This is a genomic window from Mesorhizobium sp. WSM4845, assembly GCF_055811455.1.
Genome location: NZ_JBVVQA010000005.1, coordinates 13,219 through 29,948, shown reverse-complemented (window position 1 = coordinate 29,948; position 16,730 = coordinate 13,219). Strand labels below are relative to the sequence as shown.

Below are 16,730 nucleotides of genomic sequence, written 5' to 3'. Positions count from 1 at the left end.
GCGCACCATCGGGACATTGGGCGGCTCGGGCATTGGCGCGGCGCGCCGCACAAAGAGCCCTCTGGCAGGATCTGATCGGACTCTTAAGCCTTGAAATTGCCACCGCCTTGGGCTTCAAGGCAAGCCATGTTTGAGGGGACATTGCGACTTTTCCCGATCTGGCTCGCTGCCGCACTGTTGATGGTGCCGGTTTCGCTTGCCGTCGCGCAGGATGCGGACGGCCTCGGTGATCTGAAACTTCCCGGAATGTCGAACTATGCGCCTCCGAAAAGCGATGCACCGCTGGCAGCGGGGAGCAGCGGGGCGATCACGCTGTCGGCGCAATTGACCGACAAGGGCGCCGACATCACGCGCGGCATCGTCTGGCGCGTCTTCAGGCCTGACCCCACCGGCGACGGCAAGCTGCCGATGGTCGCTTCCGCCCATGGCGGCAGCGCGGTGTTCCAGCTCGAGCCCGGCAGCTATCTGGTCCACGCCTCTTACGGCCGGGCCGGCGCCACCAAGCGCATCACCGTCGGCAAGGACGCCAAGCGCGAAAGCCTCGTGCTCGATGCCGGCGGACTCAAGCTCGACGCCGTGCTGTCAGGCGGGGTGCGCATACCGCCGAAGAAATTGCGCTTTTCGATCTATGAAGGCCAGGCCGAGGCCAATCACGATCGCGCCCTGATCATACCCGACGTCGAGCCGAACAGCGTCGTGCGGCTGAACGCGGGCGTCTATCACGTCGTCTCGACTTATGGCTCGGTGAATGCGGTCATCCGCTCAGACATCCGCGTCGAGGCCGGCAAGCTGACCGAAGCAGCCGTCGAGCATCGTGCGGCGGAGATGACCATGAAGCTGGTGCGCGAGCCGGGCGGAGAGGCGATCGCCGACACCTCCTGGTCGTTGCTCAACGAATCCGGCGATCCCATCCAGGAAACCGTCGGCGCCTTTGCTTCGATGGTGCTTGCCGAGGGCGACTACACAATCATCGCCAAGAACCGCGACCGCATCTACCAGAAAGATTTTACGGTCGTGGCCGGGCAGAACCAGGAAATCCAGGTTTTGGCCACGGAGGCCTCGGCGATCGATCCTCAGGAAGGCGCGGACTAGACGTCCGAACCCTGTGCGGGAACCGGTCCAGCAGCGTATGATTGCCGATCAAGCCGCGTTACGCATGCGTTGCGGCAGAAACTGGCCGCGGCCGCGCGGTTCCGCCGGAGCCAGATCGAAGACAGCCCGGTAAAGCCGCTCGAGCAAAGCCTTGCGGTCGCCCACCTGCTCCAGTTCGTCCCATCCCAGCACGTCGCCGACGCGCACGTCGATCGATTTGCCGGACAGCCGACCGAATTCGTGGATGAGCAGCGAAGTACGCAGCGTCAGCGAAGCCCTGCCGACGAACTTCGCGACGCGCCCGTCACGCTCGGCCAGGTTCATGGGTCCGCTGACCAGGTGGAACAGCCGCCCGTTCTGGCCGGAAAAGTGCATTGGGACAACCGACGCCTTGGCATCCCTAACGAGACGGGCCGGAAACATCTTCCACGGCAGGTCGCGCGCCCGGCCAAAACCTTTCGGCGCGGTGGCGACGCCGCCCGCGGGGAAGACGACGATGATGACGCCGTCTTTCAGCAGCCGCACCGCCTCATGGCGCACCGCCATGTTGTTCCTGAGCGCGTCCTTGGTCTCGGAAAATTCGATCGGCAGCGAATAGGGCTCCATCTCGCGGATCTTGAGCAGATCCTTGTGGATCATGACACGGAACGGGCGCTGAAGCTGCTCGGCCAGCGACAGCACCGCAATGCCGTCGCCGATGCCGAACGGGTGGTTGGCGACGATCACCAGCGGCGTGTCAGGCAATTTTTCCGGCGGCCATTGGCCGGTGGTCCGCACCCTGACATCGATCAGCTCCAGCATGCGGCTGAACACGCGCTCGCCGCTCGGCACCACATGGCGGCGCCAAAAATCATAGAGCGCCGCGAAGCGGTCGCGGCCGGACAGGCCTTCGATGGAGTGGATGAACCAGCGCGTCAAGGCCGGCTGATGCGGGCTGGCATAGGAGAGCTCGGGAAACGGTCTTTCGCGCATCTTCAGCTTGAGCATGAGGCTCGTTACTAGGCTGGCGTGACAGGCGTGTGAAATGGCGGGCATGTGAATGGCTTACATGTGAGTGGCGGTGGATCGCTCCACCGCCATTTCATCGACAATCCGGCCGGGGTCAGGCCACTCGTTTGCGCCTGCGGTCGGGCGTCACCGCTTCTTCGGCAAGCATCGCCACCGCCTGGCCAAGGCCGAGCGACTCCTGGTCGCGCGAGCCGAGCCGACGGATGTTGACCGTCTCTTCCTCCGCCTCGCGCTTGCCGCAGACGAGGATGACCGGAACCTTGGCCAGGCTGTGCTCGCGGACCTTGTAGTTGATCTTCTCGTTGCGAAGATCGGCTTCCGCCAACAGTCCGGCCGCCTTCAGTTGCGCGACGACCTTTTGCGCGTAGTCGTCGGCATCGGAGGTGATCGTTGCAACCACCACTTGCAGCGGCGCGAACCACAGCGGGAAATGGCCGGAATAGTTCTCGATCAGGATGCCGAGGAAGCGCTCCATCGAACCGCAGATGGCGCGATGCACCATCACCGGCTGCTTTTTTTCCGAATCCGAGCCGATGTAGAAGGCGCCGAACCGTTCCGGCAGGTTGAAATCGACCTGCGTGGTCCCGCATTGCCAATCGCGGCCGATGGCGTCCTTCAGCACATATTCGAATTTTGGCCCGTAGAACGTGCCCTCGCCCGGATTGACGCCGGTCTTGATCCGGTTGCCCGACCGCGCTGCGATCTTGTCGAGCACGTCCTGCAGCACGCCCTCGGCATGATCCCACATAGCGTCGGTGCCGACCCGTTTTTCGGGGCGGGTCGCCAGCTTGACAGTGATTTCGTCGAAGCCGAAATCGGCATAGGTCGACAGGATCAGGTCGTTGATCTTGATGCATTCGTCGGCGAGCTGTTCCTCGGTGCAGAAGATGTGGGCATCGTCCTGGGTAAAGCCGCGCACGCGCATCAGCCCATGCAGCGCGCCGGACGGCTCATAGCGATGCACATTGCCGAATTCCGCAAGTTTTACCGGCAGATCGCGGTAGGACTTCAGCCCGTGCTTGAAGATCTGGACGTGGCCGGGGCAGTTCATCGGCTTCAGTGCAAACATCCGGTCGTCGTCGGTGTCGTCGCCGGCAACCGTCACCTTGAACATATTGTCCCGGTACCAGCCCCAGTGACCTGACGTCTCCCATAGGCTCTTGTCGAGCACTTGCGGTGCGTTGACTTCCTGATAACCCTGCTCGTCGAGGCGGCGGCGCATGTAGTTGACCAGGTTCTGGAACAGTCTCCAGCCCTTGGCATGCCAAAAGACGACGCCCGGCCCCTCCTCCTGGAAATGGAACAGGTCCATCTCGCGGCCGAGCTTCCTGTGGTCGCGCTTTTCGGCTTCCTCCAGCATGGTCTGATAGGCATCGAGCTGCGCCTGATCGGCCCAGGCCGTCCCATAGATGCGGGTCAGCATCGGGTTGTTCGAATCGCCGCGCCAATAGGCGCCGGCCACCTTCATCAGCTTGAAGGCGCTGCCGATCTGTCCGGTCGAGACCATATGCGGGCCGCGGCAGAGGTCGAACCAATCGCCTTGCGCATAGATCTTGAGGTCCTGATCTTCGGGAATGGCGTCGATCAGTTCCAGCTTGTAGCGCTCGCCGTTGTCGGCAAAGATCTTTTTCGCCTTCTCACGCGACCACACCTCTTTGGTGAACGGCTTGTTGCGCGCGATGATCTCGCGCATCTTCTTCTCGATCACCGGGAAATCGTCGGGCGTGAACGGCTCGTTGCGGGCAAAATCATAGTAGAATCCGTTCTCGATCACCGGGCCGATGGTCACCTGCGTGCCCGGCCACAATTCCTGCACGGCTTCGGCCAAAACGTGCGCTGCGTCATGTCGGATGAGCTCCAGCGCGCGCGGGTCTTCGCGGGTGATGATCTCAACCTTGCCGGATTTGCCGAGCGGGTCGGAAAGATCGCGCACCACGCCATCGATCGAGTAGGCGACCGCCTTCCTGGCCAGCGACTTCGAGATCGATTCCGCCAGGCCGGCGCCGGTCATCGCCGCTTCGTAGTCGCGGACGGAGCCATCGGGAAATGTCAGGGAAACGGAATTCAGCATAAAATTCTCCTATCCAGTCCCGCAAACGAGCGCGGGTGGTGAAATGCATGTCGCCCAAAAGTGTGCAGCGGTTTTTGGCCGACGACATGCATAAAGTAAAAGCCGGATACGTCCGGCGGCAGTCTTTTATGGGCAGTTTTCGGCGTCGTAAAGCCGGATACAGGTCACCTGACGAGATTCGGCAGCTGTTTCAGGAACATCGCCCGCGTCTGAGGACCCTTGGGCGTATCGGAACGTTTCGTATCGATTACCAAACGGGCAAAGACGATGTCGCGAGAATCCTTGTTGGCCCAGCCGACAAACCAGCCAAGCGAGCGCTTTTCGGCGCTGTCGCCAAGCCTGGTGGTCCCGGTCTTGCCCTGCACCGTCCAGCCACCTGACCGGAAGGTCGGCAAGATCGCCTTGGTCATCGCGTGGGCTTTGGCCGAAACCGGCAGTTCGCCGGCAAGCAGCCGGCGCATGAAATTCACCTGTTCGACCGGCGATATCTCAAGCGAAGAATTCACCCAGGACCGGGTGAGGCCGTCATTCTTGCCGGCAGTGCCGGCAACATCGGTGTTGCCGTAGTCGAATTTCGAGACGTAGCCGGCAAACCGCTCGCTGCCGAGCCGGCGGGTGATTTCCTGCGAAAACCACAGCACCGAGTCCTTTTCCCAGATCGTCGGGTCAACGGTTTTCTGGTCCCGCTTGACCGCCTTGAACTCGGGCTTGTAGTCCCAGGCCGGCGTGTGCTCGTCGCTCAGGATTCCCGAATCATAGCCGATCAGGGCCAATGGGACCTTGAAAGTCGAGGCGGGACTGAAGCGCTGGTCGCAGACCCCGTCCCGATACAGCGTTTCACCGCTTGCAGCATCCAGGATCAGCGTGCATTCGACCTCCGCCAGCGGCGCCGATTGAGCGCGGATTGGAAAACCCAAAAACCAGGCCAGAAGGTAGATAACCACTGCGAAAACGAATGGACGGCGGTCTATCTGGCGCATTGGCAGTCTCTCCTGATGGCTATCAGGAGCGGCTTAGCGAGGCGTCTTGTCTCGATTTTGTCTTAAATACGCAACGTGCGGTTAACCCTAGCAAATCGTAAAGATCCTGCATCTATATGCAGAGCTTACGCCCCACCGGCATCGGTTTCCGGATCCTTTTTTCCGATCCGCCAGTAGCGCCAGGGCGTGAACCAGACATAGCGCTCGGCCAGCACGTCCGGCACCCGGTCGATGCCATGCGTTCCGCCCGGCCCGCAGCGCAGCACGCGGAAAAAACCCATCCAGCCGCCGGCCCATAGCCCATGGCGGGCAATCGCTTCGTGCGCGTATTCGGAGCAGGTCGGCAGATGCCGGCAGGAATTGCCGACAAAGCCGGACAGCGTCAGCTGGTAGAAACGCACGAGCGAGGTGCCGAAAATTCGGCCGGGCGTCTTGCGCCAGGGACCTGGCCAGTTGCGTGTGTATCGCGGCCTCTGATGCGTGTGATCCGTGGCCATTTGACGGCTACGCTGCCTGTTCGGCGCGCTTCTTCTCGATCTGCCCGATCGCGTCGACCACCGCATCGAAGGTCAGCATGGTCGAGGCATGGCGCGCCTTGTAGTCGCGCACCGGCTCGAGATATCTGAGGTCGGCGAAGCGGCCTTGCGGCGGCGCGCCGTTTTCCTTCAGCATCTTCAGCATGGTCTCGCGAAGGCTGCGTAATTCATCCGCGCTGGCGCCGACGACATGCTGCGCCATGATCGAGGACGACGCCTGGCCAAGCGCGCAGGCTTTGACGTCATGGGCGAAATCGGTGACGATGCCGTCATCCATCTTCAGATCGACGGTCACCGTCGAGCCGCACAGCTTGGAATGCGCGCGCGCGGTTGCATCGGGATGGTCGAGCCGGCCGATCCGCGCGATATTCCCGGCAAATCCCAGAATTTTCGCATTGTAGACGTCGTCGATCATATTTTTCCAATCCGTTGCCGCCGAGCGAACAGCGATTGCCGCAGACGGCCTTCCTTTCGCTCGCAACGATCATATATAATGCTGGTACTCGGGTATGGACAAGGCGACCAACGACCGCGTCCCTGCTCAATTCACTTCACGCCGCTTACGGGCTGGAAACAGGGCACGTTTCTAACACCCGAAAGGTCGTGGTCCGTTCAACTCGTTCCTCCTGAGAGGGGAACTACGGGAGACGCCTTTATGGATGCCGTCATCAAGAAATTCATGCCCCCTTCCGCCTATATGGAAAAGCCGGTCACCGATCGGCCGACCGAAGCCGAAGCCGAGGCAGCGGTGCGCACGCTGTTGCGCTGGACCGGCGACAATCCGGACCGGGAGGGCCTGGTCGATACGCCAAAGCGTGTGGTGAAGGCCTATCGTGAAATGTTCGGCGGCTACGACAAGTGCCCGGCCGAAGAACTCGGCCGCACCTTCGAGGAAGTCGCCGGCTATGATGACCTTGTCCTCGTCAAGGATATAACGTTCCATTCGCATTGCGAGCACCACATGGTGCCGGTCATCGGCAAGGCGCATGTCGGCTATCTGCCGGATGGCAAGGTTGTCGGCCTATCCAAGATCGCGCGTGTCGTCGATATCTTCGCCCAGCGCCTGCAGACCCAGGAAGCGATGACCGCACAGATCGCCGGCGTCATCCAGGACGTGCTCAATCCGCGCGGCGTCGCCGTCATGCTCGAAGCCGAGCATATGTGCATGGCGATGCGCGGCATCCGCAAGGAAGGCTCGACGACGCTGACCTCGACCTTTACCGGCGTTTTCAAGGACACGCCCGAGGAACAGGTCCGTTTCGTCACCATGGTGCGCGGCGGCAGGGGCTGAACGAGCCTTGCCGGCCGCCAGCCATGATCGCGAGAAATGAGAACCGGTTCTCGGACCAGATCATGGCCAAACAACAAGACAGAGCCTCGCCCATGCCGATCCGATCGGACTGGGCGAGGCTCTGAACAAGGACCGGCGATGTCGGCAGTAGAATTTCCGAAAGCTCCATCAGACAAGAAAACACTGGAAGAAAGCACGGTCTTTTCGCCGCGCTTCGATGCCGGCGGCCTGGTCACCGTCGTCGTCAGCGATGCCGAAGACGGCATGCTGCTGATGGTCGCGCATATGAACGCCGAGGCGCTGGCGCTGACGCTGGAAACCGGCATCGCCCACTACTGGTCGCGCTCGCGCAGCGCTCTGTGGAAGAAGGGCGAAACGTCCGGGAATGTCCAGAAAATCGTCGAGATGCTCACGGATTGTGACCAGGACGCAATATGGCTGCGCGTCAAAGTGATGGGCCACGACGCAACCTGCCACACCGGCCGGCGTTCCTGCTTTTATCGGACGGTGGGACTGATCGACGGCAAGGGGACGCTTGCCAACGATGGCAGCAAGCCGCTGTTCGATACGCAAGAAACGTATCGAAAGCCTTATGAACCATCTATTTGAACCATTCGCCGAACTGCAATCACGTATATTCATGATTTCGATACGGCCTGCCGATAATTTAGCCGCGGGACAAGGGAGATTGTGATGCTCGAATGGGCGTCATTGCATAACAGACCAGACGTTCGGGAGGCCAATGGCCTGTCATCGTCCGCCGGTGCATCCGAAAAGAGCCCCGCCAGGAAAACAGGCATTTCGCTGGCGCTGGGCGGCGGCTGCGCGCGTGGCTGGGCCCATATCGGCGTGCTGCGCGCGCTCGACGAAGCCGGCATCGAAGTGTCGATGATCGCCGGCACCTCGATCGGCGCGCTGGTCGGCGGCTGCTATCTTGCCGGCAAGCTGGATGAGCTGGAAGAATTCGCCAGAAGCCTGACCAAGCGGCGCATTTTTGGTCTTCTCGATCTCAACCTGCGCGGCAGCGGACTGTTCGGCGGCATGAAGCTCGATGCACGGCTGCGCGAGCACATGGCCGGCATCCGTTTCGAGGATCTGCCAAAACCTTTCGTCTGCGTCACCACGGAGATCCGCACCGGCCATGAAATCTGGCTGTCGGGCGGCTCACTGATCACCGCCATGCGCGCCTCCTACGCCCTGCCCGGCGTATTCGAACCGGTCAGTTGCAACGGGCGCGTGCTGGTCGACGGTGCGCTGGTCAATCCGGTCCCTGTCTCGGTCTGCCGCGCCTACGAGCAGCCGCTCGTGGTCGCGGTGAACCTTCACTACGATCTGTTCGGCCGCGCCGCCGTCATCAAGCACAGCGCCGGCGAACTGGTCATCGAGAAGGACGCGCCAAGGCCCGGCCTGATCGACACAGGGCACCAGTACCAAACACGGCTCGGCATCACCGGCGTTATGGTCGAAGCCTTCAACATCATCCAGGATCGCATTTCGCGGGCGCGACTTGCCGGCGACCCGCCCGATATGTCGCTGCAGCCAAAACTCAGCCACATCGGCCTGACCGAATTCCATCGCGCCGACGAGGCAATCCGCATCGGCTATCAGGTGACAATGGCCCAGATCGACGAGTTGGCCCGCCTGCAGGCGGTTCTGGCCTGAAGCGCGATCCGAACTGAAGGTCCGCGCAGAAAACGGAAGCTATCCTCAGGCGCGTGCAGCATCGACGATGCGGAACTGCACCGTGCGGTTGCCGTTCCAGTGATTGCCCGAAAGCGAACCGGCGACATGCACCGGCTTGCCCCTGTTCTTGAACAGGAATTCGCCGAGCGCCGTATCGACGGCGCGAAACGCGATCGCCTGGATGCGGCCACCGCTTTCCGACTGCAACTCGGCGCGGATGTGATTGGTGCCGACCGGCCTCGCATCGGCAAGGCGATGGCGCGGCAGCGCGAAGACCGGTGCGACATGCCCGGCGCCGAACGGGCCGGCTCTCTCCAGCGCATCGAGCAGGCCAAGCGTCGCGCCCTCGGCGGCCAGCGCGCCGTCGATCGCCAGGCTTTCCTCGCCTTGCAGCCGGAACACCTCGGCCGCCGCTCGTTCCTCGAAGAAGGCCCTGAGCGCGCCAAGTTTCGCCCGCTCCACCGTGATGCCGGCCGCCATGCCATGGCCGCCGCCCTTGACGATCAGCCCGGCAATGGCCGCTTCGCGCACCAGCCGGCCAAGATCGAAGCCCGACACCGAACGGCCCGACCCGGTGCCGACGCCATTGGCGTTGAAGGCGATGGCGAAAGCCGGTCGGCGCGCATGGTCCTTGAGCCGCGAGGCCAGCAGGCCGACGATGCCGGGATGCCAGTTGGAGCTGGCGGTGACGACGATGGCTGGCCCGTTGCCGCCGGCAAGCTCGGCATCGGCCTCGACCCGTGCCGCGGCCAGCATTTCCAGTTCCATCTGCTGCCGCTCCTGATTGAGTCGGTCCAGCGTCTCGGCGATGGTGCGGGCCTCGACGGGATCGTCGGTGGCGAGCAGGCAGCTGCCGAGTGCTGCGTCGCCGATGCGCCCACCGGCATTGATGCGCGGGCCGATCAGATAGGCCAGATGAAAGGTGCTGACCGGCTCGCCGATGCGCGAGACCCGCGCCAATGCCGCCAAGCCTTCGTTTCGCTGCTGGCGTGCGATCTGCAGTCCCTTGACCACGAAGGCGCGGTTGACGCCGGTCAGCGGCACCACGTCGCAAACGGTGGCCAGGGCAACGAGGTCGAGCAGACCGAGCAGGTCCGGCGGTGCGGCGTCCGGCAACCGGCCGCGCAGGATCTTCGCCGTCTGCACCAGCGCCAGGAAGACGACGCCGCCCGCACAAAGATGGCCCTGCCCCGAAAGGTCGTCCTCGCGATTGGGATTGACGACCGCAACCGCTGCCGGCAGCGGACCGCCGAGCTGGTGATGATCGAGCACCACGACATCGGCGCCGGCAGCGTTCGCCGCGTCGACGGAGACGGCGCTGTTGGTGCCGCAATCGACGGTGACGATCAGCGTCGCGCCGCGCGAGACGAGTTCGCGCATCGCTTCCGGATTGGGGCCGTACCCTTCGAAGATACGGTCCGGTATGTAGATCTCCGCAGGCACCGAGAAATGCGTGAGGAACCGCTTGAGCAGCGCCGACGAGGCCGCGCCGTCGACATCGTAGTCGCCGAAGATCGCCACCTTTTCCCTGGCGACGACTGCCCCGGCGATGCGGGCGGCGGCCTTGTCCATGTCGGTCAGCGACGCCGGGTCGGGCAAAAGATCGCGGATGGTCGGATCAAGGAACCGCTCGGTATGCTCGGCGGTCACGCCGCGCCCGGCAAGCACGCGCGCAACGATGTCCGGCACGCCATAGCCTTGCGCTATGGCAAGCGCGGTCATGTCCTGCCGCTCCGTCAACCGGTGTTCCCAGGAAACACCTGATGCCGACTGCCTGACATCGAGGAAGATACGGTTTTCGCCCGTCATGCGACGCGCCGTCTGCGGATTATCATTGCTCACAATATGCGACGGCCAGCCGAGTCGGGAATCAAAACTTTTCCAGATCCTGGTGCCTGGCCTTGATCTCGCGCACGGTGCGCGACGACGAGCGCAGCACGATCGTATGCGTGGTGATAAAATTGCGGCCGAACTTGACGCCGGCCAGCATGTTGCCGTCGGTCACGCCGGTTGCTGCGAACAGCACGTCGCCGCGCGCATTGTGTTGCGCGCGGTAGACCCGGTTCGGATCCAAAATGCCCATCTTCGCCGCGCGCGCCAGCTTTTGCGGCGTGTCGAGGACCAGCCTTCCCTGCATCTGGCCGCCGGTGCAGCGCAACGCTGCCGCCGCCAGCACACCCTCCGGCGCGCCGCCGGTGCCGAGATAGATGTCGATGCCGGTTTCGTCCGGATCGGTGGTGTGGATGACGCCGGCGACGTCACCATCGCCGATCAGCCGGATCGCAGCGCCCGTGGCGCGCACCGCCTCGATCAGCGCGCCATGGCGCGGCCGGTCGAGGATGCAGGCGGTGATCTCCGACACCGCCATGCCCTTGGCCCTGGCCAGGCTGGCGATGTTTTCGGCCGGCGCGGCATCGATGTCGATAACGCCATCCGCATAACCCGGGCCAATGGCGATCTTGTCCATATAGACGTCGGGCGCGAACAGAAGGCTGCCCTTTTCCGCAATGGCGATGACCGCCAGTGCATTGGGTAGGTTCTTGGCGCAGATCGTCGTGCCTTCGAGCGGATCGAGAGCGATGTCGACCGCCGGGCCTTTGCCGGAACCGACCTCTTCGCCGATATAGAGCATCGGCGCCTCGTCGCGCTCGCCTTCGCCGATCACCACCGTGCCATTGATGGCGAGGCGGTTGAGCTCTTCGCGCATCGCGTCGACCGCGACCTGGTCGGCGGCCTTTTCGTCGCCGCGTCCGCGCAATCTGGCTGCCGCAACGGCAGCGCGTTCGGTCACACGCACCAGTTCCATGGTGAGTATCCGGTCAAGGCCGGCGACGATGTTCTGGGCAACGTTCATCGGTGGACAATCCTCGTTGGCACATTCCCTCGCGCGAGAGGCGCGCCGGTTGTGTCAAAGCTCCATGACAACAGCAAGACCTCAGCCGGTCTTTTTTGAAAACGCAACCATATCAAACGATTGAAGGAGAAAAGTGAAATGCCTATTCCGCCCGCTCGATGCGGATGACCTGCGGCTTGTCGGTCAGATGATCGTCCCTGGTGATGCCGTCGACGGCCCTGCGGACCGCCGCTTCCGTCGTCTCGTGGGTGACGAGGATCACTGTCTTCTGCAAGGCGGTATCCGGCCCGGCGGCGTGCTGCACGATCGATTCCAGTGAAATATCGTTGTCGGCCATGCGCTTGGCGATGGCGGCAAAGACGCCGATGCGGTCATGCACGGTCAGCCGGATGAAATAGCCGCCCGCATGGCTGCGCATCTGCGCCTTCTTGTACGGCCGCAATTCCTTCGCCGGCAGGCCAAAGACTGGACCGTGCTGGAAGCCGGGCCGGCTCTTGGCAATGTCGGCAATGTCGCCGACCACCGCCGATGCGGTGGCGTTGCCACCGGCACCGGGACCGGAGAGCAAAAGCTCGCCAAGGATATCGGTTTCGATGGCCACTGCATTGGTGACGCCGTGCACCTGCGCGATGACCGAGGCCGTCGGCACCATGGTCGGGTGCACGCGCTGTTCGATACCGCTTTCCGTGCGCTGGGCGACACCGAGCAGCTTTATCCGGTAGCCGAGGTCGCCGGCGGCGCGGATGTCGGCCTGGCTGATGTTGGAAATGCCTTCCATGTAGATGTCGTTGGCGGCAATCCTCGTGCCGAAGGCAAGGCTGGTCAGGATCGACAGCTTGTGCGCGGTATCGTGGCCCTCGATGTCGAAGGTCGGGTCGGCCTCGGCATAGCCCAGCCGCTGCGCATCTCTCAGGCAGGCGTCGAACGACAGGCCCTCGGCTTCCATGCGGGTCAGGATGTAGTTGCAGGTGCCGTTGAGAATGCCGAAGACGCGGGTCACCGAATTGCCGGCCATCGCCTCGCGCATCGTCTTGATGACCGGAATGCCGCCCGCCACCGCCGCCTCGTAATTGAGCAGCACGCCCTTCTTCTCGGCAGTCTCGGCCAGCGCCACGCCATGTTTCGCGAGCAGCGCCTTGTTGGCGGTGACGACGTGGCGGCCGGCTTCAAGCGCCGCTTTCACCGATGAATGCGGCGGCCCTTCGTCGCCGCCGATCAGCTCGACGAAGACATCGATCTCGGCGGTCTGCGCCATTCTTACCGGATCGTCGAACCACTTGGCCGCGCCGAGATCGACGCCGCGGTCGCGCTTGGGATCGCGGGCCGAAACGGCTGACACGACGACCTCGCGGCCGCATTGCCGCGTCAGTTCCGCCGCCTTGTCGCGCAGCACGCGCGCCACCGACGCGCCGACGGTGCCGAGACCGGCGATTCCAACACGCAACGCTTCAGCCATGTCCGGCGACGCCCTTCAAGAATTTGATCGATGTGGTATCAGGCAACTCAACGATGCGCGGCGAGCGGCACCACATTGTTGGGCTGTTTGGCGCTGGACGCCAGGAAGCGCTTGATGTTGCGCGCCGCCTGCCGGATCCGGTGCTCGTTCTCGACCAGCGCGATGCGGACATGGTCGTCGCCATGCTCGCCGAAGCCGACGCCGGGCGCCACCGCCACGTCGGCGTGCTCGATCAGAAGCTTGGAGAATTCGAGCGAGCCGAGATGCTTGAACGGCTCCGGGATCGGCGCCCAGGCGAACATCGACGCCGCCGGCGCCGGAACGACCCAGCCGGCGCGGCTGAAGGCGTCGACCATGACGTCGCGGCGCTTGTGGTAGATGTCGCGCACTTCCGCGACATCGGCGCCGTCGCCGTTGAGCGCATACGCCGCAGCCACCTGGATCGGCGTGAAGGCGCCGTAGTCCAGATAGGATTTCACCCGCGTCAGCGCCGAGATCAGTCGCTCGTTGCCGACGGCAAAACCCATGCGCCAGCCGGGCATCGAAAAGGTCTTCGACATCGAGGTGAACTCGACCGCCACGTCGATCGCGCCCGGCACCTGCAGCACCGAGGGCGGCGGGTTGCCGTCGAAATAGATTTCCGAATAGGCAAGGTCAGACAGGATGATGATGTCGTTCTTCTTGGCGAAGGCCACCACCTCCTTGTAGAAATCAAGCGAGGCGACCTGCGCCGTCGGGTTCGACGGATAATTGAGGATCAACGCCAGCGGCTTCGGGATCGAATGGCGGATGCCGCGCTCCAGCGCCGGAATGAAGCCGTCGTCCGGTTCCACCTGCAACGAGCGGATGACGCCGCCAGACATGATGAAGCCGAAAGCGTGGATCGGATAGGTCGGGTTTGGGCACAGGATCACGTCGCCGGGCGCGGTGATCGCCTGCGCCATATTGGCGAAGCCCTCCTTCGAGCCCAGCGTCGCCACCACTTGCGTGTCCGGGTCGAGTTTCACGCCGAAACGGCGGGCATAGTAATTGGCCTGGGCGCGGCGCAGGCCCGGAATGCCGCGCGACGATGAATAGCGGTGCGTGCGCGGGTCGCGCACGACCTCGCACAATTTGTCGACGATGGCCTTGGGCGTCGGCAGGTCCGGATTGCCCATGCCAAGGTCGATAATGTCGGCGCCGCGCGATCGGGCACTGGCCTTCAGCCGGTTGACCTGCTCGAAGACGTAGGGCGGAAGCCGGCGGACCTTGTGAAATTCTTCCATGTCGTTTCCAGTGGTAGGTTCAATTCCAGACGGTCAAAGTGGTTTTGGCAAAGGTGGTTGTCGGTCGCGCGATATAATCCTATTTGCAGGTAGGGTCGAGGGCGGGATCGCATTTGGCTTCGATCTGCTTCAGCGCATCGGCGCCGTGCTGCTTCGCCAATGTGTTCAGCGCCGCCGGGTTCGCGACCTTGACCGCGCCGCGCTTTGAGCCCTGCGCCTGTGCCTCCGCCTTCAACTGGGCGAGTTTGGCGTTCTTTTCCGCCTCGGTGAATTGCTCCGCCGCCGCCTGCGGCGGGATATTCAGGTTCGGATAGGTGCCGGTGTTCTTCGGCCCGTCGGTAGCCGCGACAGGCGTGGCGCCCTCGATGTTGGTGCTCGAACAGCCGGCGATCGCCAAAAAGACGACCGCCGCGCCTGTGCGGCAAAAACGACCAGTGCCAGAAAAAACAGTTTTGCCAGTATCAGTCGTCATATTGTTTCCCGGGCAGCCAAGATAGAGCGCGTTGGACCCTGTTGGATGTGCCATGATACTATGTCAAGAAAACGCTTCGGGAGGAACCCCGCGAACCATGTCCAAAACACCCGATTCGGGCAAAGCGGAAGCTGACCGGCCTTCGACCGTCGAGCAATATCTGGTCAAGGATCCGGAGCGCTTCGCCTTGAACATGGCGCGCATGATCGAGCAGGCCGGCAAGGCGGCTTCCGCATGGGCCGAGCCGCGCGAGAAAGGCGACGTGCGCGATCATGTCGCCGAGCCGGTCGTCGACATGGTGAAAACCTTCTCCAAGCTCAGCGAATACTGGCTTTCCGATCCGCAGCGCGCGCTGGAGGCGCAAACGCGGCTGTTCTCCGGCTACATGACCGTCTGGGCCAACTCCATCCAGCGCCTCAGCGACGGCGGCGAAGACGCCGAAGGCGCGTTCAAGCCCGAGCCCGGCGACAAGCGTTTCCAGGACCCGGAATGGGGCCGCAACGCTTTCTTCGATTTCCTCAAACAGGCCTATCTCGTCACCTCGCGCTGGGCGACCGACCTGGTCGAGCACGCCGATGGCCTGGACGAGCACACCCGCCACAAGGCCGGTTTCTACGTCAAGCAGGTGTCCAACGCCATCTCGCCGTCGAATTTCATCCTGACCAACCCGGAACTGTTTCGCGAGACCATCGCTTCGAATGGCGAAAACCTGGTGCGCGGCATGAAGATGCTGGCCGAGGACATCGCCGCCGGCAAGGGCGACCTGAAACTGAGGCAGGCCGACTATTCGTCCTTCGAGATCGGCAAGAACCTGGCCACGACACCCGGCAAGGTGGTGGGCCGCAGCGACGTCGCCGAGATCCTGCAATATGATCCGGCGACCGAGACCGTGCTCAAGCGGCCGCTGCTGATCTGCCCACCATGGATCAACAAATTCTACATTCTCGATCTCAACCCGCAAAAATCCTTCATCCGCTGGGCCGTCGAGCAGGGCCACACCGTCTTCGTCATCTCCTGGATCAACCCGGACGAGCGGCACGGCACCAAGAGTTGGGAGGCCTATATCAGGGAGGGCCTGCAATACGGCCTGGACACGATCGAAAAGGCCACCGGTGAACAGGACGTCAACGCCGTCGGCTATTGCGTCGGCGGCACGCTTTTGGCGGCCGCCCTGGCGCTTTTGGCGCAGGAAGGCGACCACCGCATCAAATCGGCCACCTTCTTCACCACGCAGGTCGATTTCACCCATGCCGGCGACCTGAAAGTGTTCGTCGACGAGGAGCAGGTCGCGGCCGTCGAAAAGGCGATGAACGAGAAAGGCTATCTCGACGGCACCAAGATGGCGACCGCCTTCAACATGCTGCGCTCGGGCGACCTGATCTGGCCCTATGTCGTCAACAACTACATGCGCGGCAAGGATCCCCTGCCCTTCGACCTGCTCTACTGGAACGCCGATTCGACCCGCATGGCCGCAGCCAACCATTCCTTCTACCTGCGCAATTGCTATCTCGAGAACAGACTTTCGCAAGGCGAGATGGAACTGGCGGGCCGCGTCGTATCGCTGAAGGATGTCACCATCCCGGTCTACAACCTCGCCTCCAAGGAAGACCATATCGCGCCGGCGCTTTCGGTGTTCCTCGGATCGAAATATTTCGGCGGCGAGGTCGACTACGTCCTGGCCGGCTCCGGCCACATCGCCGGCGTCGTCAATCCGCCGGCGGCGCAGAAATATCACTTCTGGACCGGCGGCAAGCCAACCGGCGACTTCAACGAGTGGCTCGCCAAGGCCACCAACCATCCCGGCTCCTGGTGGTCGCACTGGCAACGCTGGGTCGGAGCCAGGGACGACACCCGCGTGCCGGCCCGCAAACCCGGCAAGCACATGAAAACCCTGGGCGATGCGCCAGGCACCTATGTCAAGGTGCGAGTGTAACCTTCTGTAATGTGTGGTGAGTTGACGCGCCGGTAAAAGAGGGCGAAATGGGTTCGTCAACCCTTAAGCACTCTCGATTCTTCTCTAGC

Annotated in this window: 15 protein-coding genes; 5 read left to right on the top strand and 10 right to left on the bottom strand. The window is 62.9% G+C overall.

Annotated elements, in window-relative coordinates; genetic code table 11:
* Positions 1 to 126 precede the first annotated feature (126 nt).
* Positions 127 to 1,092, top strand: a complete 966-nt coding sequence (locus AC0L2C_RS07730) for a hypothetical protein (protein ID WP_027156267.1) — start codon at positions 127 to 129, stop codon at positions 1,090 to 1,092.
* Positions 1,093 to 1,140: 48 nt separating this feature from the next.
* Here the strand turns inward: AC0L2C_RS07730 and AC0L2C_RS07725 are convergent, their stop codons facing one another.
* From AC0L2C_RS07725 to AC0L2C_RS07705, 5 genes are all read right to left on the bottom strand, one after another.
* Positions 1,141 to 2,079: a lysophospholipid acyltransferase family protein gene (locus tag AC0L2C_RS07725; RefSeq protein ID WP_473523210.1), complete on the bottom strand. Its 939-nt coding sequence runs from the start codon at positions 2,077 to 2,079 to the stop codon at positions 1,141 to 1,143.
* A gap of 115 nt (positions 2,080 to 2,194) precedes the next feature.
* The gene (thrS, locus tag AC0L2C_RS07720; RefSeq protein WP_473523099.1) at positions 2,195 to 4,171 is read right to left on the bottom strand and encodes a threonine--tRNA ligase; all 1,977 of its coding nucleotides are present in this window, start codon (positions 4,169 to 4,171) and stop codon (positions 2,195 to 2,197) included.
* A gap of 164 nt (positions 4,172 to 4,335) precedes the next feature.
* Positions 4,336 to 5,151: a class D beta-lactamase gene (gene blaOXA, locus AC0L2C_RS07715; RefSeq protein ID WP_287289834.1), complete on the bottom strand. Its 816-nt coding sequence runs from the start codon at positions 5,149 to 5,151 to the stop codon at positions 4,336 to 4,338.
* Between the two features lie 125 nt (positions 5,152 to 5,276).
* Complete coding sequence (gene yidD / locus AC0L2C_RS07710; RefSeq protein WP_287062873.1) at positions 5,277 to 5,648, bottom strand: membrane protein insertion efficiency factor YidD; 372 nt, start codon at positions 5,646 to 5,648, stop codon at positions 5,277 to 5,279.
* 7 nt (positions 5,649 to 5,655) lie between these two features.
* Positions 5,656 to 6,102, bottom strand: coding sequence for an iron-sulfur cluster assembly scaffold protein (locus AC0L2C_RS07705; protein WP_128172297.1), 447 nt, complete (start codon positions 6,100 to 6,102; stop codon positions 5,656 to 5,658).
* Positions 6,103 to 6,342: 240 nt separating this feature from the next.
* Here AC0L2C_RS07705 and folE point away from each other — a divergent pair, with 240 nt between their 5' ends.
* The 3 genes from folE to AC0L2C_RS07690 all read left to right on the top strand — a co-directional run bounded on the left by folE (position 6,343) and on the right by AC0L2C_RS07690 (position 8,640).
* Entirely contained in the window at positions 6,343 to 6,978 is a 636-nt protein-coding gene (gene folE / locus AC0L2C_RS07700) for a GTP cyclohydrolase I FolE (protein ID WP_287062877.1), read from the top strand.
* Positions 6,979 to 7,116: 138 nt separating this feature from the next.
* The gene (hisI, locus tag AC0L2C_RS07695; protein ID WP_287062879.1) at positions 7,117 to 7,587 is read left to right on the top strand and encodes a phosphoribosyl-AMP cyclohydrolase; all 471 of its coding nucleotides are present in this window, start codon (positions 7,117 to 7,119) and stop codon (positions 7,585 to 7,587) included.
* An 84-nt stretch (positions 7,588 to 7,671) separates the two neighbouring features.
* Positions 7,672 to 8,640 (top strand): patatin family protein, encoded by a 969-nt coding sequence (locus AC0L2C_RS07690; RefSeq protein WP_287174058.1) that lies wholly within the window; start codon positions 7,672 to 7,674, stop codon positions 8,638 to 8,640.
* 45 nt (positions 8,641 to 8,685) lie between these two features.
* Here AC0L2C_RS07690 and recJ read toward each other — a convergent pair whose 3' ends face one another.
* The 5 genes from recJ to AC0L2C_RS07665 form a co-directional block, all read right to left on the bottom strand.
* A complete protein-coding gene (gene recJ / locus AC0L2C_RS07685) occupies positions 8,686 to 10,470 on the bottom strand; it encodes a single-stranded-DNA-specific exonuclease RecJ (protein WP_473523098.1) in 1,785 nt (594 codons plus the stop codon).
* Between the two features lie 61 nt (positions 10,471 to 10,531).
* Complete coding sequence (glpX, locus tag AC0L2C_RS07680) at positions 10,532 to 11,515, bottom strand: class II fructose-bisphosphatase (protein WP_473523097.1); 984 nt, start codon at positions 11,513 to 11,515, stop codon at positions 10,532 to 10,534.
* A gap of 142 nt (positions 11,516 to 11,657) precedes the next feature.
* On the bottom strand, positions 11,658 to 12,971 hold the full coding sequence (locus tag AC0L2C_RS07675; protein ID WP_287238036.1) for a homoserine dehydrogenase: 1,314 nt from the start codon (positions 12,969 to 12,971) through the stop codon (positions 11,658 to 11,660).
* Between the two features lie 47 nt (positions 12,972 to 13,018).
* On the bottom strand, positions 13,019 to 14,236 hold the full coding sequence (locus AC0L2C_RS07670) for an LL-diaminopimelate aminotransferase (RefSeq protein ID WP_287238035.1): 1,218 nt from the start codon (positions 14,234 to 14,236) through the stop codon (positions 13,019 to 13,021).
* 79 nt (positions 14,237 to 14,315) lie between these two features.
* Entirely contained in the window at positions 14,316 to 14,633 is a 318-nt protein-coding gene (locus AC0L2C_RS07665; RefSeq protein ID WP_353682513.1) for a hypothetical protein, read from the bottom strand.
* A gap of 172 nt (positions 14,634 to 14,805) precedes the next feature.
* Between AC0L2C_RS07665 and phaC the strand changes: the two genes are divergently transcribed.
* Positions 14,806 to 16,641, top strand: a complete 1,836-nt coding sequence (gene phaC, locus AC0L2C_RS07660; protein WP_473523096.1) for a class I poly(R)-hydroxyalkanoic acid synthase — start codon at positions 14,806 to 14,808, stop codon at positions 16,639 to 16,641.
* The last annotated feature ends 89 nt before the right edge of the window (positions 16,642 to 16,730 follow it).